Here is a 21,948-nt window from a genome sequence, read left to right on the forward strand (position 1 = left end):
GTTATTTGCGCGGCCCAGAATGCCGCCCACCCCCTGGAGAAGCCATGAAAAACGCCCCAGTCCGCCGTCTCGCGCCCATCGCCGTCCTTGCCGCAGCATTGTTGGCGCTCCCTGCAGGGGCCAATGCGCTGGCCCCAATACCTGGTGACACCCCGCCTGACTTCCCTCCCGATCTGGTCTTGCCCGCGGGGGAGGGCTGCCCCGACTTTGCCTTGGGCATCGAAGCAACCGGTGCGTCGTCGAAAGTTCGGACTTTTGTTGACAGGAACGGCGACCCGGTTCGCGTCCTCACTACCGGGAAGGGATACACCCTGACTTTCGTCAACGACGACACCGGCGCGGAGATCGTCTTCAGGGCCACCGGCTCCAACCGGACCGCCGTCACCAACCCGGATGGCACAACCTCCGTGACGGACAGGGGGGCTGTGGGCATCATTCTCTTCCCAAGCGACACTCCGAAAGGGCCAAGTGCCACGCTTTACCACGGGAGGGTCGAGTACACACTGACCGCTGATGGAACCAATACGTTCCTGTCTTTGGAAACCTCCGGGACAAGTTTCGACATCTGCGAGGCGCTTTCCTGAACGCGCGTGCGTTCCTTCCCAGTTTGTCCCGGCTCGGCACGTCCTAGCCCGCGGAGTTTCTTGTATCCGCGCTGATTCTCGCGGTATGGGCCGAGGTGCCCGCCGGAGCAACTGGGCGGGAGCCCACGCCTAATGCCCGGGAAGGCCGCGATGGATGCAGAAATGCGACGTCGCGGCCTTTCGCTTTGTCCAGGGGCTGCCACGTTGCGTGCATTCGGGCAACTCCGATAGTTTCTATCGCTCTCCGGAAACAACAAGCACCTGTATGTGACAAGAACCGATCCCACGTAGCCAGATAATGCTTCAAAAGCCCCTTGTCGCGACCGCTGCCCCACCCTTCCCTGCCAAAGTGGTAGTGGAATACGCTATCCAAGGTGTTGTTATTGCGTAAAGTTTACGATACTTTCTACGTGTGATGCAGGTCGCAGGGTTGGAACCACGCGGCCGACGTGCCAACCAAAGGACAATGATGACCAGCGAGCCACACAGCACGGCCGAAGACCGCCTGAAACACCTGCACAAACGCCTCGGCGGCATTGCCTACGGCGGCGACTACAACCCGGAACAGTGGCCGCGCGAGGTATGGCAAGAGGACGTCCGCCTCATGAAGGAAGCTGGCGTCAACCTGGTCACGCTGGCCGTCTTCTCCTGGAGCCGGCTCGAAACCGCCGACGGCGTGTACGACTTCGGCTGGCTGGACGAGGTCATGGACCTTATGCATTCCAACGGCATCGGCGTAGACCTGGCAACCCCGGATGCCGTACCGCCGGCCTGGCTGATCGCTCAGCACCCGGACATCCTTCCAGTCATGGCGGACGGCACCACCTTCGGTTTCGGCTCGCGCCAGCACTTCGACGTCTCCCACCCCGCCTACCGCGAAAAGTCCCTGGCAATGGCCGAGAAGATGGGGGAGCGGTACGCCCAGCACCCGGCGCTCTGCATGTGGCACGTGAACAATGAATACGGCCCCGTTTCCTACGGCCCGCACGCAGATCGCGCGTTCCGGGAATGGCTGCAGCGCAAGTACACCGACCTGACCGAACTCAACCAAGCCTGGAGCACGGACGTGTGGGGCCAGGTTTACTCGGACTGGAGCCAGGTCAACGCCCCGGCCCAGCCCCGCGCCTGGTCCAACCCCTCCCGCCGCTTGGACTATCACCGCTTCACTTCGGACTCCATGCTGGAGCACTACAAGGCGGAGCGGGACATCCTGCGCCGACACACTCCGGACCTGCCAATCGTCACCAACTTCATGCGCTTCTACAAAAACAACGACTATTGGGCCTGGGCCGCGGAAGAGGACGCTGCCGCGCTGGATATCTACCCGGACCCGCGCGAAGCCGACGCCCACGTGGCCGCCGCATTGAACTTCGACCTCATGCGGTCGCTCCGAAAAGGCCAGCCCTGGCTGGTCATGGAACAGGCCACCGCGGCGGTCAGCCAGTGGTCCGTCAACGTCTCCAAGCTCCCTGGCAAGATGCGGCTGGGCTCGTACCAGGCCATTGCGCAGGGCGCGGATTCCATCCTCTTTTTCCAGTGGCGCCAAGCCAAGGGCGGCACCGAACGCTACCACTCGGGCATGGTCAACCATGCCGGTCCCAACACCCGAGTCTTCCGCGAAGTCTGCCAACTCGGCCAGGAACTCAAAGGCCTCGGCGGCATCACCGGCACCCGCTCCGCCGCCAAGGTGGCAATCGTCTTCGACTGGGACTGCTGGTGGGCGCTGGAACTGGGCAACTCGCCGCGCTCGGACCTGAGCTATACGCAGGAGGTCCTCCGCCTCTACCGGCCCTTCTTCGATGCCAACATTCCGGTGGACTTCGTCAACACCGCATCAGACCTTAGCCAGTACGGCTTGGTGGTCCTCCCGGCGTCGTACCTGCTTTCGGACCAGGCGGCGCAGCGCGTCGAGGACTACGTGTCCGACGGCGGCCGGCTGGTGGCCAGCTACCTCTCCGGCATTGTGGACCCGGACAACACCATCCGCCTTGGCGGCTACCCGGGCGCCCTCCGGAACGTGCTCGGCGCGTGGAGCGAGGAACTGCATCCGCTCGCCGGAGAGGGTGAGGAGGTCAAGCTTTCAACGGCCGACGGCGGCAACGCCTCCGCCAGTTACTGGACTGAGCACCTGCACACCGAAACAGCCGAGGTCCTCGCCACCTATGCGTCTGGAAGGCTTTCCGGCTCACCGGCCGTCACCCGCAACACCTTCGGCCAGGGCACCGCCGTCTACTTGTCCGCCCGGGTGGACAGCACCTTCCTGGAGGAGTTGCTCGCCGTCGAACGTGCGGCTGCCGGGATCCGTGCGGAACTGGACGCTCCGCTGGGAGTCCAGGTCCGCCGTCGAACCGGCAACCGGGGCAGCTACTTGCTTGTCCTGAACCACAACGACGCCCCCGTCAGCGTGGACGTGAAGGCTGGCGGCACCGACCGCCTCACTGGCACACAGCTCCAGGGAACCGTGGAGCTCGCCGCCAACGGCGTCCTCGTCCTGGAAGAAGTCCCCACAGAAACCGTGCCCGCAGAAACCATCCGATAGGAGGAAATACCATGGCCATTCAACTGGAAGTACCTCCCGAGGCGGTCACCGCGGACCCGCCCGGCACCAAGCCGCGGAACAAGCCCAACGGCTGGAAGCTGGCCCTCAAGCGGGACTGGCGGCTGTACACCCTGGTGGCGCTGCCGCTGCTTTACTTCGCGGTGTTCCGCTACCTGCCCATGGCCGGCAACGTGATCGCGTTCCGGCAGTTCCAGCCCGGCGGCAGCATTTTCGGCGAGAAATGGGTGGGGCTGAAGTACGTCACCCTGTTCATCAACGATCCCAGCTTCTGGCAAGCGTTCCAGAACACGATTGTGCTGGGTGTGCTGACGCTGCTGTTCTGCTTCCCGATGCCCATCATCTTCGCGCTGATGCTCAATGAGCTTCGGTCACAGAAATTCAAGAAGTTCGTCCAGACCGTCGCGTACCTGCCGCACTTTATGTCCGTAGTGATCATCGCCGGCATGATCCTGCAGAACTTCTCGATGACCGGCACGGTGAACCAGATCGCGGAATCCCTGTTTGGCACCACGGTGAACTTCACCCAGGACGCATCCTGGTTCCGGCCTATGTACATCAGCTCCGAGGTCTGGCAGACCATGGGCTGGGGCGCCATCCTCTACCTGGCCGCCCTGACCCGGGTGGACGAGTCGCTGTATGAGGCGGCACGGATCGATGGCGCCAACCGCTGGCAGCAGACCTGGCACGTGACGCTGCCGGCCATCCGGCCCACCATCATCACGTTGCTGATCCTGAACATCGGTACGTTCATGGCCGTGGGCTTCGAAAAGATCCTGCTGATCTACAACCCGCTGAACTACGAAACCTCCGATGTCATCTCCACCTACCTGTACCGGGTGGGCCTGGAATCGTCCAACTTCAGCTACGCGGCCGCGATCGGAATGTTCGAATCCGTCATCGGCCTCACGCTGATCCTCTCCGCGAACGCCATCTCCAAGCGACTCGCCGGAACGAGCCTGTGGTGAAAGGGGCAGTCATGAAGGAAGCACTCCTTAACAGGGCGGGTTCGAAGGCAGCGAGGAAGGAAACCGGCGTGCTGGTCAAGGACATGAAAATCTCCCGCGGCATGCGGGTGTTCCGGGTGGTCAACCTGGCCTTCCTGCTGCTGGTGGTGTTCCTGACGGTATATCCGTTCCTGAACATCGTGGCCCAGTCGTTCTCCAGCGAAGGGTTCATCAACGCCGGGCAAGTGAACCTGTTCCCGCTGGGCTTCAACGTGGAGACGTACAAGCTGATCCTGGCCGACTCCACCTTCTGGAACAACTATGGCAATACGGTCCTGTACACGGTGGTGGCCACGGCCATCTCCATGGTGCTGACCACGTCCTTCGCCTACGCCATCGCCAAGAGGGACCTGAAGGGCCGCAGCGTGTTCATCGGCATCGCGGTGTTCACCATGTTCTTCAACGGCGGCTTGATCCCCAATTACGTGCTGATCAGCTCGCTCGGCATGCGGGACTCCATCTGGGCCGTGGTGCTGCCGAACGCCATCAGTGTCTTCAACCTGCTGATCATGAAGTCGTTCTTCGAAAACATGCCCCGCGAACTGGAGGAAGCCGCCGCCATCGACGGCCTCACCCAATACGGCGTGCTGTTCAAGGTGGTGCTGCCGCTGAGTAAGGCGATCGTAGCCACCATGGTGCTGTTCTACGCCGTGGCCAACTGGAACTCCTGGTTCCAGGCGTTCCTGTACCTGGACAAGCCGGAGCTGTTCCCGGTGACCATCTACCTTCGCAACATGATCGCCGGCGTCACCACGGCCGGTTCCGCCGGCGGCACCGCGGAAAACGTGGGCCAGATTGCCGCCAACATCCAGTCGGTCACCATCGTCCTGACCGTCATCCCCATCCTGTGCATCTACCCGTTCGTCCAGAAGTACTTCTTTTCGGGCGTCATGCTCGGCTCCGTCAAGGAATAACCCTTATGAAAGGAAAGCCCATGATTGCAAAACCAGAGTTCCGCAGACGAGACTTCCTCGGCCTGTCAGCGCTCGCAGCCTTCGGCCTGGTGGTTGCCGGTTGTGATTCAGATTCCGGCAGCAAAATTGATACCTCCAAGGCCCGCACCGGCGCCATGGAGAGCTTCGGGGTGGGGGATACGTTCAAGGCGACGGCGCCGCTGACGTTCAGCTTCCTCTTCAGCGACCAGCCAACGTACCCGTACAAGAAGGACTGGCTGCTGTTCACCAAGATGGCCTCTGACAACAACGTCACACTGGAGACCACCATCGTGCCCAGCAGCGACTATGAGCAGAAGCGCAGCCTGCTCATCAGCTCCGGCAACGCCCCGGAGATCATCGCCAAGACCTACCCGGGCCAGGAATCGGCCTACGTCTCCTCCGGCGCAGTGCTGCCGGTCAGCGACTACGTGGACCTGATGCCGCACTTCCAGGACAAGGTCAAGAAATGGAAGCTGGAGCCCGAGATCGCCGGGCTCACCCAGGAGGACGGCAAATACTACGTGCTGCCGGGCCTGCATGAGGAGCTGTGGCCGGACTACACGGTGGCGTTCCGCAAGGACATCCTGGAAAAGGAAGGCATCGCCGAGCCGAAGACCTGGGATGAGTTCCGCGAGGTGCTGCGGTCGCTCAAAAAGGCTTATCCCGACGTCGTGCCCTTCTCCGACCGCTTCAAGGGTGACAGCGTGCTGAACATTGCGGGCAACGCCTTTGGTACCGTGGCCGGCTGGGGCCTCGTGGACGGGCTGAACTTCGCCGAGTCGGAGAAGAAGTTCGAGTTCGGCGCCGGCACCAAGCAGTTCAAGGAGCTTCTGGAGTACTTCAACTCGCTGGTGGCCGAAGGGCTGATGGACCCGGAGAGCTTCACCCAGACCGACGATTCGGCCATTCAGAAGTTCGTCTCGGGCAAGTCGTTCGTGATCAGCGCGAACTCCCAGAACATCATCACGTACCGCACCTCCATGGAGCAGTCCCTGGGCAAGGGCAACTTCAAGGTAGGCAAGATTACGGTGCCCGGCGGTCCGGCCGGCGACGTCATAGGCGGCTCGCGGCTGGAGAACGGCATCATGCTGAACTCGTCAGTAAAGGACAAGGACAGCTTTGTGGCGCTGATCCAGTTCATCGACTGGCTGTTCTACAGCGACGCCGGGCAGGAGTTCTCCAAGTGGGGCGTGGAAGGCACCACCTTCACGAAGGAGGGAGGCAAACGCGTCCTGGCCAAGGACATCAACTTCCAGGGCCTGAACCCGGCGGGCACCAAGGACCTGCGCATGGAGTACGGCTTCTCCGGCGGCAACTTCGCCTACGGCGGCACCACCGACCTGCTGCACTCCACCTTCAACGAGGAGGAACTGGCGTTCCAGAAGGCCATGAAGTCCAAGAAGCCCAAGCCCGTGGCGCCGCCCGTGCCGTTCAGTGACGTGGACCGCGAGCAGGCCACCCTGGTGCTCACCCCGCTGAAGGACCACGTCAAGCAGAACACCCTGAAGTTCATCACCGGCCAGCGGCCCCTGAGCGAGTTCGACGCCTACGTGAAGGAACTCGACGCGAAGGGCCAGTCCAAGTACGTAGAGTTGGCGAACAAGGCTTACAAGGCTTACGCAGACAAGAAGTAAGGCGGCTCGTGGCACAGAAGAAGGCGGAGTACGGCTCCGGTCCGCTGTTCAGGGCGGCCGGAGTGGTCTACGGCGTTATGGTGGCCGATGTGCTGCTGGTGCTTGCCAACATCCTGCTGGTGCTGGCCCCTGTTCTCGCCAGCCTGGCGGGTGGCTCCGCCCTGCTGGTGGCGGTCCTGGTGGTGGCGTTTGTCCCGGTGGGACCGTCGCTGGTGGCCGCGGCCTACGCGTTCAACCGCCTGCTGGCGGGGGAGGAGACGGGGGTGTTCCGGGACTTCGTGCGCGGCTACCGGACCAACTTCCGCCAGGCGCTCGCGGTCTGGGTGCCGTATGTCGCGGTGCTGGCCGCCGTCGTCGTCAATCTTCTGCTGCTGCCCGGAACGTTCGACGCCGGGAACCCCGCCCCGTCAGCCGCACGGGTGGGGCTGCTGGGGCTGGGGCTCCTGGTGGCGACGGCCGGTGTGACGGCCATGCTGCTGCTGTCCCGGTTCACGTTCCGGACCCGGGACCTCTACCGCCTCTCGCTGTACTGCCTGGGCGCGCAGAAACGGGTGTCGCTGGGCAACGCCGGGATCCTGTTCATCACGGCGTCCCTGCTGACGGCCACCACCGCGGGGCTGCTGATTGTCATCGCCGGGCTGGTGATGTTCCTGGTCTGCCTGAACTCGAGGCCGCTGCTGACGCTCATCGAAGCAAGGTTCACGGTGCAGGAACCGACATCGCAGGAGCCTTTGACAGCCTAGTACAAGGGTGATTTGTGACTCTCACCCTTCGTGTTCCGGGTCCACCGTGCGCGATTCTCTTGGTTTGTTGTGCGCATCGATGTGTCGCATCACGAGCGAAGCTGAGATAAGAGCCGCTGAAAATGGCAAGAAGCCGACGGTAACCAGTTGCCAGAGAACCGACATAATCTCGCCCAGCATTGGAGCGTTGTTTAGCGTAAAACCGGCTCTTTCAACTACCCGGGCAGTGAGGGCAATTGCCAGCACTCCGAGGATCCCAACGATGATTCCTGCGCGCAATGTTCGTTTGGGCATATCGGCCATCTTTTATCCTTTCGTTGGCACACCAATTCACTATACGTCGGCCCCTAGGGAACCTTGGATGCGCAAAAGGGCTTAATTCTTGAAGAAAAACCGGACAAATACTGATCCAGTTCCATATGGTGTCCACGTTGTCGTTTCTTCACTTGCTCGACAACTGTGGAATCGACGATCGATTCAATTAAGTCTTTGGAACCAAGAAATTTTTGGTCAAGAAAAGAAATTGTGGCACTGTACTGTGTGGGATTGACGGCAGCGTCAACTATGGAACTAGTGATGAAAAAGCTGCAATCACCCATCAGGGACTGCCTTGGTGTGATCCGGGGGCGCTCGGGAACGAACTCTGAAGGTCCGTCGAAGGTCCGAAATCTTGCCTTTATTTTCTCCAACTGCAAGGGAGGGCCAACAGCGAACCACTTATCTGTATGAATGACTTGTCGTTCCGGGGACAAGATGTGTTCCCAATCCTGAAGGACTACCAGTGCAGATCCTTCTGCTTCATAGACGCGAATATGAACAGCTTCGCCGTCGCCTAGAAAGCAGCTTAAACCGTTCATCGAGTCATAATAAGCAATGTCATCCACGAAATATGTTGCATGCTTGCAATTAAGAACCCGCTCCGCAGAGTCTGCCTGCGTGAGTTCAATGGGCTCTGAGGTGGGACGCGGAAAACCTGCAACGCTAATTGCGACGACAAGGGCGCAGACCGCGCCGGAAGCCACAAGCCCAAAGCGCGCCCAGCGTGAATTCTTCGAGACTCCTTCAAAAGTCTCGGTGGCTAGTACCAAACTACGGTAGTTCCTGTTGTGCCCATCGACGCGAGCTGGACCTTAGCAACTGAAGCGACGTTCCCCCAAGGAACATTTACTCCACCGCTCCCACCGCAGCCAGCAGAGACCCAAACAACGGCACTCGTGTGGTTGTAACCCCGGGCCTTGACACATGCATTCGAATTGACAAACGGGGCGAGTTGCCAAGAGTAGTAGCGCGTCGCCAGCGAATTTAGTCCAATGTACGAGCATCCATCCTGGGAAAGGTAGAAGGCGCCTCCAACCGGCGCTGACGACTGCCTTCCTCCGCATCCAGCCAATGGGCGCACTTCCAGTGCCTTGATGTCAGGGTCAGTTGCCTGTTCTGGAGTCAGTCCACTTCCAAAAGTCTTCTGGTCTTGGAATATGGGTTGATCAAACCGGAAATCTGACTTCACCTCAACTTTAGGAATCTTGGCGTCCGATGTGTCCGGAGAGGCTAGTGCAGTGCCCGACGAGGTGCCAATCAGTGCTGTCGCAACCAGGAGAGGAACAGTTATTCTTCTGAAAGAATTAAACCTCATTTGCGATCCCCCATCTTGTTGTAAGTTGGATTTTTTGTATTTGATCGAATTAGTGGCATGCCCTCATCGGCTGCAGACTCCGTCGAGGTTGATTAATGTGGACTCACCGGTGAGGGTCCAGGCCCTTCAGTGAAACCCTAATCCTGGAAACGGGCACTGAGTGGGCCTCACGTCGAAAATGAGTGGCGACACCGCCCAGATTAGGTGTTGCGATCTCGAATACCGGCTCGAACAGGGGCCGTTGCATTCCTGCCAATCGGAATCGTGGCCCCGGCTCTGGCGGTCGCAATCGTATTACTGGGCACCGTATTTAGATCGCGGCTTCACAACGGGTCTGTCCACCAGTGCACCGGCTCAACTGATGATCATGGAATGGTTGAACAGCAGAAGACACCCGTTGTCGCTCAAGGCTCTGACGAGCTACCGTGCTTGCGTCCGTCGACAGTTAAGAATCTACAAGGGTCCCTGTTGCCTCATTGCAATACCTCCGGGAACGCGTTTCGTTGCCTCATTGAAAAACCTCCGCGGGAACGTCGGTTCATGATCGGGCTTCCTGGATGGTGGTAGCCGTGGGTGCAGTGCCGGCTTTGTGCCGGGATATGGTCTCGAGTTCGGCGGTGAGTGCGTAGATCTGGCGGGAGAGCGCCATCGGTCGGATCTTCTTGTACTGGGCGTTCATGGCGATGATCGGAGTTCCCAGATCCGGTTCAGCAGGTCCAGCTGCCGGGCCGTGTCGTAGCGGTAGTAGCCGACGAGTTCACGGACGCGGGACCAGTTCTTCTGCTCCACGTGCGCGGCGTCGTTCTTGTTGCCCGGCCGGGACCGGGTGAAGGTGATCTGGTGTTCCTGGCAGTACCGGTAGAGCTCGTTGTTGATGAACTCGCTGCCGTTATCGGAATCGATGCCGATAATCGGGAAGGGGAACACCGCGGTGGCGTGTTGGATCGCTTCGAAGACCCACTTCTGGGCCTTGTTGCGCACGGACCGGTTCACCGTCCAGCCCGTGGCGATGTCGGTGACGGTGAGCGTTAAGCAGAACTCGCCCTGGCTGTTGCCGCCCTCATGGCCGACCAGGTCGATCTCCACGAAACCCGGCGCCGCGTCGTCCCACTCGGCCCAGGTCCGGATCGGGATCTGGGGCCTTCAGCAGCGACCCGGGCTTGGTGTGGGAGCGCTCATGCGCACCAACAGCTCCGCCTGAGCATCGGTGATCACCAGGACCCGCTCGGCGCGCAGCATCGGGACGAGGTAGCCGGTCGCGGCCGCCAGCAGCTTCCCCGCCGGGCCTCGAAGTACCGACCAGCACAACACCAGGGACGGTTGCAGGTCCGCCGGGTAGACAGGCTTCCGTCCCTGGTGTGCCGTCCGTGGTCGACGCGGCTTGAGAGCCTGGCGCAGCGCGGACCGGGCATAGTCGCGGTGCCAGCCGGTCAGGTCCACCAACTCCGAGAGGATCTGCCCCTTCACCAGCCGGTCCGCCGAGCGGTACCGCACCGCTAGATGCTTCGTCACTGCCTTGCGCTCACCCATGGTCAGTCCCATCCACAACAATCGCGCCGCCAGCCAGGCCCCGGCAACCCTGCCCATCCGGAGGTTTTCCAATGAGGCAACGTATCGGCCTCCGCGGAGGTTTTTTATGAGTCAACTCGTGTCTTTACAGGCCTAGAGTTCGTTGCGGACAATGGCTCCCTGGGCCACCACCACGCTGACCGTCTCCAATGCGGAGGCGTCGGCCAGCGGATCGGCGTCCACCACGATCGCGTCGGCGAACCCACCGCGGACCAGCCGGCCGCCGTCGTCGCCCAGGCCCAAAAGCCGGGCAGCGTGGACAGTGGCTGACCGCAATGCCTCCAGCGGGGAAAGGCCCGCCTCGGCGAGAAGCCGCACTTCCTTGCCGATGGGAGTGACATCGGTTCCGAAGGAATCGGTGCCGGCCACGATCGTCACGCCTGCTTCGTGCGCGGCGCGGACGGCGGCCTGCAGGATGGGTGTGTACTCCTGCCCGCGTGCGGCGAGGATGGGGTTGGCTGACGCCGCCATGGAGGTGATCGCGTCCATGGTGGGGGTGAAGTAGGTTCCACGGCGGGCCATCTCTGCGATGGTGCCTTCGCTGACGAAGACGCCGTGCTCGATGCTGCGCACTCCGGCCCGGACGGCCCCGTCGATGCCTTCCGCGCTGTAGGCATGGCAGAGGACACCGGCTCCATTCGCCGCCTTAACCACCGCCGAGAGTTGCTGCTGGTTGTAGACCAGTTCGCGGGGGTCCTGCTCCGGAAGTCCGGCGCGAGGATTGGCTCGGGTCTTAATGACCCGGGCTCCACGGCTGAGGTTGACCCGGGTCAGGTATGCCAGGTCGGCGGGGTCCTTTACCCCGCCGGCGAGCGTGGCCAGCGGCGCGAGGTCGGGGTCGGCCAGGAGCGAATCGCCTAGTTCGGGGGAGATGAACAGGCCGGCGGGAGTCATGCGCGGGGAGACGCCCGGGGTCCAGCCCGGAAGCGCGGCGAGGGCCACGTCCTGGTAGAAACTGCTGGAGCCGCTGCGGACACTCGTGGCGCCGCCCTGCAGGATGGCCCGGGCATCAGCCAACGCGTTGGCGTGAACGTGCACATCGATCAGGCCGGGGAGCACCCAGCGGCCCGTGGCATTCAGGACCTGTGCACGGCCGGCGACGGCGGCAACAGCCTTGCGGGTCGCATCGCGGGTTCCGACGGCGGCCACCTTGCCGCCGTCGAGCACCAGAACGCCGTCTTCCACAGCTTCGCCCGTCTTGGGGTCCACGATGGTGCCGCCCTCGATGATCAGGGCGGGGTGGGTCAGGGGGCTGCCGTGGTAGTTGGGGCCAGAAGGCCGATCAGCGGCGTGGGCAGCGGGAGCGCCGCCGATTTGGGCGGTGATGGTTGCTACGGAAATTCCGGCGAGGGCTGCGGCACCAGCGAGGATGCCGCGGCGGGGGAGGTTGGCTGGCAGTGCGGGCGCAGAAGTGTGGTCATGAAGGCACATCATTGTCTCCTTGGGGAAGGCCGCCTGGGGGAGTGAGCGGCTGACACATATGGTACTTGGTATTCCAAAGTACGGCCAGCCTGAGAAGTGCTGCCAGACATCTGGCTAACTTTCGGTCTAAAATCCGAGACTGCCACCAGTTTGGTATTCCAGACTACGGCGAAAGGATCAGTTCGCGGAGGATATCCGCGTGGCCGCAGTGCTGGGCCAGCTCCCGCAACATGTGCAGGTAGACCCAGCGCAGCGGCAGCGGGCCCCGCCGATTGCCGTGGACCAGATCGTCGAGCTCCAGCGAGGCGGCGGCGAGCCGGGATGCCTCACAGGCTTCGCGGTATGCCTGCTGGATGGAGACGATCGTGTCGCCGTCGTCGAGGATGAACGAGTCGTCCGGCGTGGCCGGAATACCAATCTCATCCCGCGGCCGGCAGGTGATGGCCTCATCGAACCAGACCTTTTCGACGAAGGTGGCATGCTTCACCAGGCCCAGCAGCGTGGTGCGGGAAGGGACGAGCGACCGGCGGGCCTGCTCCTCGGTCAGCCCGTTAAGGCTGTCGTTGAGCCCGGCGCGGTGCTCATCCAGGAACGCGTCGAACTGGACGCGCGCTGGTTGGTGGGTAACGTCATCGGCGGAAGTCGCAGGCTGGGAAGTCATGGTCGGAGCGTAGCAAGAGGCGTAGCCGTGGACTGCACGTGGCGGGAGGGTCCGGTACTAGGGTCGATTCATGCGCTCCTACAACGAACCCCTTCCGCGCCAGCCGAAGCGTGTGCTCGTGGCGGGGGTCTCGGGTGCCGGCAAGACGACCCTGGCCGGGCGGATTGCGGGGATTACGGGAGGCCCGCACCTGGAGATTGACGCGATCTTCCATGGACCGGACTGGACACCGCGCCCGGAGTTCCTCACCGACGTGCGCTCGTTCATCAGCGCGGACACGTGGACCACGGAGTGGCAGTACGACGCCGCGCGGCATTTGCTTGCGGAGCGCGCGGACCTCCTCGTCTGGCTCGACTTTCCCTTTGCCCGCGTGACATTGCCGCGCGTGCTGCGGCGAACCGTCCGCCGTCGGGTGCGCCGCGAAGAATTGTGGAACGGCAACCGTGAGGCGCCGCTAAGGACGTTCTTCACCGACCGGGACCATATCGTCCGCTGGGCGATCCGGACGCGGCGGAAGTACATCGAGCTGATGCCGCAGTTCGTCAACGAATACCCGCATGTCGTCGTCGTCCGGCTGCGTTCGCAGCGGGAAGTCGAGGAATGGCTCCGTGGATCGCTGGTTCCCGCGGTCACTGGCTGACTTGCGCTGCGGCAGAATGGGTGCGTGACTTCGCCTAACGCAACCGTGAACAGCAAAACCAAAAGTGCCTGGGGAGCGGTGGTGAATATCGCGATTCTGGTCTTTCTATTCGCCCTTGGCCCGGTGATGATCGGTATCGGTACCCATCTGGGCAACGCTGACGCGGAGTTGGTGCGGACCGGCGAACGTGCAGTGGGAACGATCGTCGACTTCAACGATGCGCGCCAAGCCTCAAAGCGAACGATCGACGTGGAGTTTCAGTCGGCCGACGGGCGCTTCCACTCGGTCGGGGTCCTGGTGGATCATGACCAGCATCCCGTTGTTGGCGAGGAGGTCACGGTGGTGTACCGGGAATCCGACCCGGAAGATGCCACCGTGCTGGGATTTGAGGGCGATGGGAACTTTCTTGCCGGCGCGGGCGGTATCCTGACTTTCATCTTCTGGGGAATCGCGCTCACCTTCCTCATCAAGAGCCTCGTGCGGGCAACAAAACGCCGAAAGAATCGGGCCAGGTAAGCCGCCTGAAAGGGGATCAACATGGCTGAAACTGCCGAGGCCGTCCTTCACGACGGGTCGATCATCCCCGTTACCATTCACGGCGAGGGGCCTGCGCTGCTGTTGCCGGCCCGGCTGGAGCCTCTTGAACCGGTCGCTGCCGAGACCATGCGTAAGTGGGGCGGGGACCCTGACCTGGGGCCGGCTTTGGTCCGAGGCCTTTCGGGAACAAACCGGGTGATTGTGGCTGACTATGAGGGCCACAGAATGGCGCAGCCGGCCGCGGAGACGCTCACACCGGACAACCTCGCCGCTGACCTTTTGGCCATCGCGGATGCCGCCAGCACGGAGGTTTTCGGCTACTACGGCTACTCCTGGCTGGCGTTGAGCGGACTCCAGCTTGCCCTGCGCACCGACCGCCTCCGGGCCCTGGCCATGGGCGGATTTCCGCCGTTGGACGGTCCGTACCAAAGCATGCTGGCCGTCACCCGCGCCGCGCACGCGAAGTCCACCCAGGAACCGGACCCAGCGTGGGTTCCAGCAGACGAGGCCGAGCCGGGCGACTGGGATTCTGCCGCTGTCCAGACCACCGAGGCCCAAACGCGCCAGTTCGTCACGCTCTACGAAGCACTCCAGGACTTTGACGACTCGGTCGCCGCGGTGCCTCGTGGATTGCCGAGGCTCGCGTTCGCCGGGGCCGATGACCAAATCGACTACAGCCCGCAATGGGGCGGAGTCCAGGTTCGGATCGGTGAACCGCTGGCCAGGCACCGGAATGAACTCATCGCCGCCGGCTGGGATGTGCAGGTGCTTCCCGGGCTCGACCACCTCGGTGCCATGAACAGTTCCGTGGTCCTGCCGATCCTCACCGGCTGGCTCCGGAGGGTTGGCTGGGTTAGTGGCTGACGTGTCGCGGCGCGAACGCCGCCGGGCCTAGGCTGGGACGATGGACTTTCAGCTCCGCCAGGCCACACCCGACGACGCCGAAGCGGTGGTGCGGATGCACACGCTGGCCCACGAGGAGTGCTACGCGCATTTGCTGTCCCCGGAGTTTTTCCGCACACGCCGAGCCAGTATCCCCGAGCGTGTGGAACGGCGGCGGCCCCACCTGGACGTGCAGGACCCGCGGATTATCGCCCTGGATACCGACGGAGAGGTGGTGGGATTGGCCGACGCCGGTCCGGGCCGCGACGAGGACGGACCCGTTGAGCTTGAGCTGTACTCGATCTACGCACTGAGGCGCACGCACGGCACCGGACTTGGTGCGGCCCTGCTGCGCGCAGCCATTGGAGATTCCCCGGCCTACCTTTGGGTGGCTGAGGGCAACCCCCGTGCGCTGGCGTTCTACCTCAAGCATGGATTCCGGCCCGACGGGAAACGCGGGCAGTTGCCGCCCGAATGGGAAAGCCTGCCGGAATTCCGGATGGTCCGGCCCGGACCAGCCCTCGGCTAGCTTGCGGAGCGCCGGTTGCGGGCCTGGCGGACCAGCCGCAGGAAGGCAAAGACGAAAACGGCCTCGATCGCAGCCATCAGTCCAAGCATCAGCCACAGGTTTTCGCTGATGAAGTAGATGACCCCCAGCAGGACCAGGACGGTTCCAAGGACCAGCGCGTACACGGCGAAACCAAGGGCCACCCTGGCGCTGCGCACGCCGGTCCGGAAGCCAAAGCCCACAGGCTGTCCGCCGGGGTACCCCTCCACGCGGTCGCGGCCGGCCGGTTTGAGCCTGTCGAACTCATCCCACAGCTCATGGTCCTGGTCCGTCATACCTCCATTATCCCGCGCAGCACTAACGTCCGTGATCTATACAGCTAGCTGGACTCGGCAAGCGGCCGCCCGCCGTCGTCCGCGGTAAGTGAGGCGGAGTCCTCCGGTTCCCAGCGCAGCAGGTCGCCGGGCTGGCATTCGAGCACCTCGCACAGCGCCTGGAGGGTAGTGAACCGCACCGCCTTGGCGCGGCCGTTTTTGAGAACCGCGAGGTTGGCGGGGGTGATTCCCACACGTTCGGCGAGCGTGCCCACCGGCATCTTCCGCTTGGCCAGCATCACATCGATGTCGACGACGATGGGCATCAGATCACCTCGTCGAGCTCGGACTGGAGGTGGTGCGCCTGCGCATCCAGTGCCACCGCCTGGGCCAGCAACGTGCGCATCACCAGCACCACCAGGGCAACACCGGCGATCATGACGGACGCTCCGCAGATGAGGAGTACGATGCCCGGCGCCGTTTCGCCGGGCGCCAGGACGGCGGCGATCCCGAACATCAATAATGAGGCGAAGGCGATCGCGCCGAAGATGATGTCCACATATCGAAAGGCTCCGTGGGAGAAGACCGTCCCGCGGCGCACCATGGTGAGCAGGCGCCACACGCATACTGCGGTGACCTGGACGCACGCGATGCCCAAAACGAAGATGGTAAGCAGTGCAATGCGCGGGCCATCGGGCGCGCCCGCCTCCACGAGGTCGGTCGAGACCAACGGAATCATCCACACCTGAACGAACAGGGAACCGGCAAGCACCATCGCAATCACGATGCGCAGGGCGAGGACGGTGAGCTTTCCCATGAGGTCTCCTAGGGTGTCGATTAACAGTTAGATAGTATCGATAATCGAGAGGTCGGGCAAGGTGGCGACGCTGGCGGTCCTAGGGCGTCCGGGCCTACGGTGGAGGCATGACTGATACTTTCTCCAACCTTGTGGACACGTTCAAGAACGTCGGCGTCGCCAGGGCATACGGCGATCCCGTCCAGTTGGGCGGGCAGGAGGTCATCCCGGTGGCCCTGGTTACGTTTGGGTTCGGTGGCGGCGCGGAGGGCGAGGCCGACGGCGGCGCTTCCGGCGGTGGGGGCGGCGGCATGGTGCTGCCGCTGGGCGTCTACCGGAACGACGGCGGCACCGTCACCTTCCGGCCCAATACCGTGGTCACCCTGGTGTGCCTGGTTCCGCTGATCTCTGTGCTGGGCGCGGCGGTTCGCCGGGCTATCAGGGCAGCGAAATCCTGACGCTGCCCGCTTTTCGGGCGATGGCCTCGCACGACGGCCATGCCGACGGCACGCAGCGAGGGGACCGGAGGACTAGATGGAGGTCCTCAGCGTGGTGCTGCTGTCAGCAGTCGGCATGCTTCGTCGAGACAGGCCTGGCATTGTTCGGATGTGATGAGTCGGCGTAGCCGAAGCAGACAGGTGGGTAAGAGCTAAAACAACGCTGATGCATCTGTTCATCACTAGGGTAGCTTTCGGTGCTTGGAAGAAACCCAGGGAACCAGGGCAAGCAGCCACCCAGAAGGATATGGCAGGTAGCCCATTGAGATTCCCGCAAAGACCTAGCGCTGCGAGTCCAAATATATTACAGGCCTGCTGGCTTAGTCCATCGGTGCCGGGGTGACCGCGACGGGGGTGAGCATCTCGCGCTCGAAACCCACGACGCGTCGCGGACCGTGCAGGATGACCTCGTGCGTGTGGACATCGGACGTGCTTGATGTGGACACGTGGAGCTTGACCAGTCCGGGAGCCACTACGCGTTTCAGGTCCACACCTGTGAAGGACGTCCGGTCGGCGTGCACCGTGAACTCCACCGCGGCGGAGGCGCCGGCAGCCAGATCCACCCGCACGTAGCCGATCAGCTCGCGGACCGGCCGCACCACCTCGCCCACGGGGTCCTCCAGGTACAGTTGCACCACTTCGGCGCCACCCACCGCGCCGGTATTGGTCACCGTACAGGCCACCGTCACCGAGCCCGATGTCGACACCGTGGGCGCGCTCGCCACATGCTCCGAAAACTCAAACGAGGTGTAGGACAGGCCGTGGCCGAACCCGAACAGTGGCGACGGGTCCAGTGCGCTCACTCCACTGGGACCGGCCAGCCGGCTGTGCAGGTACGTGCCGGGCTGCCCACCCGGGGTCCGCGGCACGGACACCGGAAGCTTCCCGGAAAAATTGACGACGCCGGTGAGAACGTCCCACAGCGCCTCGGCACCTTCCTCGCCGGGAAAGAATCCCTGAACGACGGCGTCCGCGCGGTCCGCGAAACCGCCCAGGGCGTAGGGACGGCCGCTGAGCACCACGAGGATGGTGCGCGTGCCGGCAGCGGCGGCCGCGGCGAGCACCTGGTCCAGCATCGCGGACTGGTCGCCGGGGAGACGGAGGTCTTCGGCGTCGTTGCCCTCGCCGGAAGTGCCCCGGCCGAACAGTCCGGCGTTGTCGCCCACCACCACCACACACGTGTCCACGGAGGCGGCGATCCGGCAGGCCTCGGAGATCTCCTCCGGCGTAATGGCCTCGCACGACCCTGTTGCGGCGGAAACAACTCCCTCAAAGCGGCGTTCCGCGGCTTCGGCCACGGTGGGCACGGAAATGCCCATCGGCACGTCCGGGTGCGAGGCGCCCACATGGGCGTCGAACGAGTAGCAGCCCAGCATCGCGAACGGGTCCTCCGCCAGCGGCCCCACCACACCCAGCGACCGCACGGCCGCAGCGGGCAGCGGCAGTGCCGCGCCGCCGTCGTGCGTCCCGTTTTTCAGCAGCACCAGCGACTGCGCCGCCATGGTCCGGGCCAGCGCGCGGTGCCCGGCCGGGTCCAGGTTGATGCCGTCCGTTAAGGCAGGCGGGGCAGGGTCAAAGCCGGGAGAGAGCAGCCCGGCCTGCTGCTTTTGCGTGAGCACGCGGCGGAGGGCGGTATCAACCAGTGCCTCGCCCACTGCGCCGTCGCGGACCCGCTGCAGCAGCGGCGTTCCGTAGCAGTTCACGGTGGGAAGTTCGACGTCGACTCCCGCAGTCAGTGCCAGCGCTGCGGCCTCGCCGAGGTCGGCGGCCACGCCGTGGGTGACATTGAGGAAGGCGACGCCGAAGTAGTCGGCCACCACCGTTCCCGCGAAACCCCATTCATCGCGGAGCAGCCCGGTGAGCAGGGCCTGGTTGGCGGCGGCCGGGACGCCGTCGACATCTGTGTAGGCGTGCATCACAGAGCGGGGGCCGCCGTGCTTGATGGCCATTTCGAACGGCGGCAGCATAACGTCGGTCAGCTCACGCGGGCCCATGGACACCGGGGCGTGGTTGCGCCCGGCCACCGAGGCGGAGTACCCCACGAAGTGCTTGAGCGTGGCAACAATGCCCGCCTCCTCAAGCCCCTGGACATAGGCGGACGCTACGGTGCCCACCAGGAACGGGTCCTCGCCGATGGTCTCTTCCACGCGGCCCCAGCGGAGGTCGCGCACCACGTCCAGCACGGGCGCCAGGCCCTGGTGCACGCCCAGCCCGCGCATGTCCGCGCCGATCAGCCCGGCCATCTCGCGGACCAGCGCGGGATTGAATGTGGCGCCCCAGGCCAGGGGGACGGGGAAGGCGGTGGCTTTCCAGGCGGCCAGCCCGGCCAGGCACTCCTCGTGCACCTGGGCGGGGATCCCGAAGCGGGAGGAAGCCATGATCTGCTCCTGCGCGGCGGCCAGCCGGCGTGCTCCGTCCAGCGGTTCCAGCGGTGTGGTGCCGTACATCCGGGTGATCTGGCCCAGGCCGTTGGCGATCACGTCGTCCCAGGAGCGGGCGTCGCCGGCCATCTGGTTCTGCAGTGGGGCCACGGAGTCGCCGTCGGTGGACGCGTTCACCCATACACCCACCAGCTGGGCGAGCTTCTCTTCCAGCGTCATCTCTGCGATGAGATGCTCAACGGTTTCCGGCCCAGCGGAACGGGGGAGTGCTTGTTTCTCGGGGGCACCGCTCACGGGCGTCTCCTCACATTGGAATCAGTTTTTAAGAAACTATCAGAAATCTGCATTTAGTTTCTAGGGGACAAAAACCATTGACTTCGGCGCATCGTGCTTCCTACGGTTGAAGGGCGGCCGGAAATGGAGTCATCAAGGTTTCGGAAACTAATGATCCAGTCATGAAAGTTTCTGATGTTCCGGACCGGCCGCGATCAAAAGTGACCGGCACCATCCAGTGAAGAACTGCAAAGGCGGAGAATTTCAAATGCGGACGTACAAAGTGGCCATCGTGGGCACCGGCGGGATCGCCGCGGTCCACGCGGACAACTTGGCCCGGACCGGCGGCCGGGCCGAAGTCGTGGCGGCCTGCGATGTGAACCAGGCCCGGCTGGACAACTTCGCGGACCAGCACGGCATCGCCGGGCGGTACCTCAGCCTCACCGAACTGCTGGCAGAAGCCAAACCGGACATCGTGCACCTCAGCACCCCGCCCATGATGCACATCGACCAGGCCCTCGAGTGCCTGGCGGCGGGCGTCCACGTGCTGTCGGAGAAGCCGCCGGCCTTGTCCCTGGCCGACTTCGACCGGTTGGAAACCGCCCAAATCCAGGGCCGTGCGCAGTTCTCCTGCGTCTTCCAGCACCGCTTCGGCGACGCCTCCGCCGCGGCGCAGTCGCTCATCGGCGGCGGCGAGTTCGGCCGTCCGCTAGTTGCCCGGTGCGACACGCTCTGGTACCGGCCGGACACCTACTGGGACCTGCCCTGGCGCGGCACTTGGAACGCCGAGGGTGGCGGCCCCACCATGGGCCACGGCATCCACCAGTTCGATCTCCTGCTCCACCTGCTCGGCCCGTGGCAGGAGGTCACCGCCATCGCCTCCCGGCAGGCCCGCGACACCTCCACAGAGGACCTGTCCGCCGCGCTGGTCCGGTTCCAAAACGGCGCCGTTGCCACCATCATCAACTCGCTGCTCTCCCCGCGCGAAACTTCGGACATCCGGATCGACTGCGAGTTCGCCACCGTTGAACTGAGCCACCTGTACGGCTACGCCACGGACAACTGGACCATCACCCCGGCGCCGGGCCACGAGGACGCGGTTACGGGAGCGTGGGACGCGCAGCCGCTGGAACGGGGAAGCGGACACTCGGCCCAGTTCCTGGCCATGTATGACGCGCTCGACGCCGGCAGGCCGCTCCCAGCCGGCGCGGACTCCGCGCGGCAAACGCTGGAGCTTGCTGCCGCGATCTATGCCTCCGCCTTCACCGGCGCACCCGTCCGCCGGGGCGAGATCGTGCCCGGCCACCCCTTCTACGCCGGTATGGACGGCGAGGGCCTGGGCACCCGGGTCCTCGATTCCACCGCGCCCGCCGCCACGTCCGCCGCCTGACCAAACACCCTTGAACCTTTGGGAGACTCCCATGACCAGCCCCGCCTTTACCACTACCACGGCCACGCAGCTCAGCTTTTCCGACGACGGCGCAGCCCTCACCTTCACCGCCGGTAGCCAGCAGATCGCCACGTACACCTACAGGCCCACGGATGACCAGTACGAAAGCCCGCGCCCCTACTTCCACCCGCTCAGGACCCTCGGCGGCGACGAGGTGACCATCTTCCGGCCGTGGGACCACGTCTGGCACAAAGGCCTCTCACTCGCCCTGCCCAACGTGGGCAAGGACAACTTCTGGGGCGGCGCCACTTATACCCGCGCCACCGGCTACGCGAACCTGGACAACAACGGCGCCATGACCCACGAGGCCTTCACCGCCATCGACGACTCCGGAACCGGAATCACCGCGGCCGAGGAACTCGTGTGGAGTTCACAGGACGGGACGCCGGTCATCGCCGAGAAGCGCCGCTTCAGCGTCCAGGTCCTCGATGTCCCGGCCACCCCGGCCTGGGTGCTGCTCTTCGAAACCGAACTGGCCAATATCTCGCCGGACGTCATCGAGATCGGCAGCCCCACCACCGAGGGCCGCGACAACGCCGGGTACGGCGGACTGTTCTGGCGCGGGCCTCGATCCTTCACCGGAGGCCAGTTCCGCTCCGACGCCGGCACCGGGCAGGACGAGTTCATGGGAACCCGCTCGGAATGGATCTCCTTCACCGGCCGGCACGATGACACATGCCGGTTCTCGTCCATCACCTTCGTGGAGGACGGTACCAACCCCGGCGCCCCGAACCAGTGGTTCGCCCGCTCGTCCATGTTCGCGTGCCTGGGATCCGCGCCGTTCTTCAGCGAAGTAGTCCCGTTGAAGGCGGGTCAGCCGCTCACGTACCGCTACGCCGTCGTAATTTCCGACGGGCAGGTGGACGAGCGGTCCGCTGCCGAATTGGCCGGCGCCGCCAAGACTGCCCTGCAGGCCTGGTCCTGA

At 63.8% G+C, this 21,948-nt stretch carries 24 protein-coding genes; 13 read left to right on the plus strand and 11 right to left on the minus strand.

The annotated features are described in order from the left end of the window. Window positions 1-44: 44 nt before the first annotated feature. From ACFC25_RS12280 to ACFC25_RS12305, 6 genes are all read left to right on the plus strand, one after another. On the plus strand, window positions 45-584 hold the full coding sequence (locus ACFC25_RS12280) for a hypothetical protein (protein WP_337346454.1): 540 nt from the start codon (window positions 45-47) through the stop codon (window positions 582-584). Window positions 585-1,053: 469 nt separating this feature from the next. Next, on the plus strand, window positions 1,054-3,123 hold the full coding sequence (locus tag ACFC25_RS12285; protein WP_376045453.1) for a beta-galactosidase: 2,070 nt from the start codon (window positions 1,054-1,056) through the stop codon (window positions 3,121-3,123). Window positions 3,124-3,134: 11 nt separating this feature from the next. Then, window positions 3,135-4,109, plus strand: coding sequence for an ABC transporter permease subunit (locus ACFC25_RS12290; RefSeq protein ID WP_337350283.1), 975 nt, complete (start codon window positions 3,135-3,137; stop codon window positions 4,107-4,109). Between the two features lie 83 nt (window positions 4,110-4,192). Beyond that, the gene (locus ACFC25_RS12295; RefSeq protein ID WP_376045533.1) at window positions 4,193-5,062 is read left to right on the plus strand and encodes a carbohydrate ABC transporter permease; all 870 of its coding nucleotides are present in this window, start codon (window positions 4,193-4,195) and stop codon (window positions 5,060-5,062) included. Window positions 5,063-5,067: 5 nt separating this feature from the next. After that, window positions 5,068-6,717: an extracellular solute-binding protein gene (locus tag ACFC25_RS12300; RefSeq protein WP_376045456.1), complete on the plus strand. Its 1,650-nt coding sequence runs from the start codon at window positions 5,068-5,070 to the stop codon at window positions 6,715-6,717. A gap of 8 nt (window positions 6,718-6,725) precedes the next feature. Beyond that, a complete protein-coding gene (locus ACFC25_RS12305) occupies window positions 6,726-7,460 on the plus strand; it encodes a DUF624 domain-containing protein (protein ID WP_376045459.1) in 735 nt (244 codons plus the stop codon). A 21-nt stretch (window positions 7,461-7,481) separates the two neighbouring features. On the opposite strand, the gene ACFC25_RS12310 is transcribed toward ACFC25_RS12305, so the two are convergent. From ACFC25_RS12310 to ACFC25_RS12340, 7 genes are all read right to left on the minus strand, one after another. Then, complete coding sequence (locus ACFC25_RS12310) at window positions 7,482-7,763, minus strand: hypothetical protein (RefSeq protein ID WP_376045462.1); 282 nt, start codon at window positions 7,761-7,763, stop codon at window positions 7,482-7,484. A 44-nt stretch (window positions 7,764-7,807) separates the two neighbouring features. After that, window positions 7,808-8,548, minus strand: coding sequence for a hypothetical protein (locus ACFC25_RS12315; RefSeq protein WP_376045465.1), 741 nt, complete (start codon window positions 8,546-8,548; stop codon window positions 7,808-7,810). Window positions 8,549-9,631: 1,083 nt separating this feature from the next. Next, the gene (locus ACFC25_RS12320; RefSeq protein WP_337346462.1) at window positions 9,632-9,772 is read right to left on the minus strand and encodes a hypothetical protein; all 141 of its coding nucleotides are present in this window, start codon (window positions 9,770-9,772) and stop codon (window positions 9,632-9,634) included. Continuing rightward, window positions 9,769-10,179 (minus strand): transposase family protein, encoded by a 411-nt coding sequence (locus tag ACFC25_RS12325; RefSeq protein WP_376045468.1) that lies wholly within the window; start codon window positions 10,177-10,179, stop codon window positions 9,769-9,771. Before ACFC25_RS12325 ends, ACFC25_RS12320 begins: the two co-directional genes overlap by 4 nt. A gap of 57 nt (window positions 10,180-10,236) precedes the next feature. Continuing rightward, window positions 10,237-10,605 (minus strand): hypothetical protein, encoded by a 369-nt coding sequence (locus ACFC25_RS12330; protein WP_376045471.1) that lies wholly within the window; start codon window positions 10,603-10,605, stop codon window positions 10,237-10,239. Window positions 10,606-10,755: 150 nt separating this feature from the next. Beyond that, window positions 10,756-12,093, minus strand: a complete 1,338-nt coding sequence (locus tag ACFC25_RS12335; RefSeq protein ID WP_376045473.1) for an amidohydrolase family protein — start codon at window positions 12,091-12,093, stop codon at window positions 10,756-10,758. Between the two features lie 154 nt (window positions 12,094-12,247). After that, window positions 12,248-12,745 carry a DinB family protein gene (locus tag ACFC25_RS12340; protein ID WP_376045476.1) on the minus strand — a complete coding sequence of 166 codons (498 nt, stop codon included), beginning with the start codon at window positions 12,743-12,745 and terminating at the stop codon, window positions 12,248-12,250. 70 nt (window positions 12,746-12,815) lie between these two features. Here ACFC25_RS12340 and ACFC25_RS12345 point away from each other — a divergent pair, with 70 nt between their 5' ends. From ACFC25_RS12345 to ACFC25_RS12360, 4 genes are read left to right on the plus strand one after another with little or no spacing between them, the layout of a single operon-like run. Beyond that, window positions 12,816-13,385 carry an AAA family ATPase gene (locus ACFC25_RS12345; RefSeq protein WP_376045478.1) on the plus strand — a complete coding sequence of 190 codons (570 nt, stop codon included), beginning with the start codon at window positions 12,816-12,818 and terminating at the stop codon, window positions 13,383-13,385. 24 nt (window positions 13,386-13,409) lie between these two features. After that, on the plus strand, window positions 13,410-13,901 hold the full coding sequence (locus ACFC25_RS12350) for a DUF3592 domain-containing protein (RefSeq protein ID WP_376045481.1): 492 nt from the start codon (window positions 13,410-13,412) through the stop codon (window positions 13,899-13,901). A 21-nt stretch (window positions 13,902-13,922) separates the two neighbouring features. Beyond that, complete coding sequence (locus tag ACFC25_RS12355) at window positions 13,923-14,786, plus strand: alpha/beta hydrolase (protein ID WP_376045484.1); 864 nt, start codon at window positions 13,923-13,925, stop codon at window positions 14,784-14,786. Between the two features lie 40 nt (window positions 14,787-14,826). Continuing rightward, a complete protein-coding gene (locus ACFC25_RS12360) occupies window positions 14,827-15,333 on the plus strand; it encodes a GNAT family N-acetyltransferase (protein ID WP_376045487.1) in 507 nt (168 codons plus the stop codon). Here the strand turns inward: ACFC25_RS12360 and ACFC25_RS12365 are convergent. Genes ACFC25_RS12365 through ACFC25_RS12375 form a run of 3 tightly spaced genes read right to left on the minus strand, consistent with a single transcriptional unit; the run spans window position 15,330 to window position 16,443 of the window. Continuing rightward, complete coding sequence (locus tag ACFC25_RS12365) at window positions 15,330-15,647, minus strand: hypothetical protein (RefSeq protein ID WP_337346471.1); 318 nt, start codon at window positions 15,645-15,647, stop codon at window positions 15,330-15,332. The two genes, ACFC25_RS12360 and ACFC25_RS12365, sit on opposite strands and share 4 nt — an antisense overlap. Window positions 15,648-15,691: 44 nt before the next feature. After that, the gene (locus tag ACFC25_RS12370) at window positions 15,692-15,952 is read right to left on the minus strand and encodes a helix-turn-helix domain-containing protein (protein ID WP_376045491.1); all 261 of its coding nucleotides are present in this window, start codon (window positions 15,950-15,952) and stop codon (window positions 15,692-15,694) included. Then, window positions 15,952-16,443, minus strand: coding sequence for a DUF2975 domain-containing protein (locus ACFC25_RS12375; RefSeq protein ID WP_376045493.1), 492 nt, complete (start codon window positions 16,441-16,443; stop codon window positions 15,952-15,954). The genes ACFC25_RS12370 and ACFC25_RS12375 overlap by 1 nt, the downstream gene beginning before the upstream one ends. A 107-nt stretch (window positions 16,444-16,550) precedes the next feature. Between ACFC25_RS12375 and ACFC25_RS12380 the strand changes: the two genes are divergently transcribed. Next, window positions 16,551-16,880, plus strand: coding sequence for a hypothetical protein (locus tag ACFC25_RS12380; RefSeq protein WP_376045496.1), 330 nt, complete (start codon window positions 16,551-16,553; stop codon window positions 16,878-16,880). 359 nt (window positions 16,881-17,239) lie between these two features. Here the strand turns inward: ACFC25_RS12380 and ACFC25_RS12385 are convergent, their stop codons facing one another. After that, the gene (locus ACFC25_RS12385) at window positions 17,240-19,519 is read right to left on the minus strand and encodes a beta-glucosidase (RefSeq protein WP_376045536.1); all 2,280 of its coding nucleotides are present in this window, start codon (window positions 19,517-19,519) and stop codon (window positions 17,240-17,242) included. A 322-nt stretch (window positions 19,520-19,841) separates the two neighbouring features. Here ACFC25_RS12385 and ACFC25_RS12390 point away from each other — a divergent pair, with 322 nt between their 5' ends. Both ACFC25_RS12390 and ACFC25_RS12395 read left to right on the plus strand, forming a co-directional pair. After that, window positions 19,842-20,963: a Gfo/Idh/MocA family protein gene (locus ACFC25_RS12390; protein ID WP_376045499.1), complete on the plus strand. Its 1,122-nt coding sequence runs from the start codon at window positions 19,842-19,844 to the stop codon at window positions 20,961-20,963. 31 nt (window positions 20,964-20,994) lie between these two features. Then, on the plus strand, window positions 20,995-21,948 hold the full coding sequence (locus ACFC25_RS12395) for a PmoA family protein (protein WP_376045502.1): 954 nt from the start codon (window positions 20,995-20,997) through the stop codon (window positions 21,946-21,948).

The sequence above is a fragment of the Pseudarthrobacter sp. NPDC055928 genome (genome assembly GCF_042270935.1).
Classification (GTDB): Bacteria; Actinomycetota; Actinomycetes; order Actinomycetales; family Micrococcaceae; genus Arthrobacter.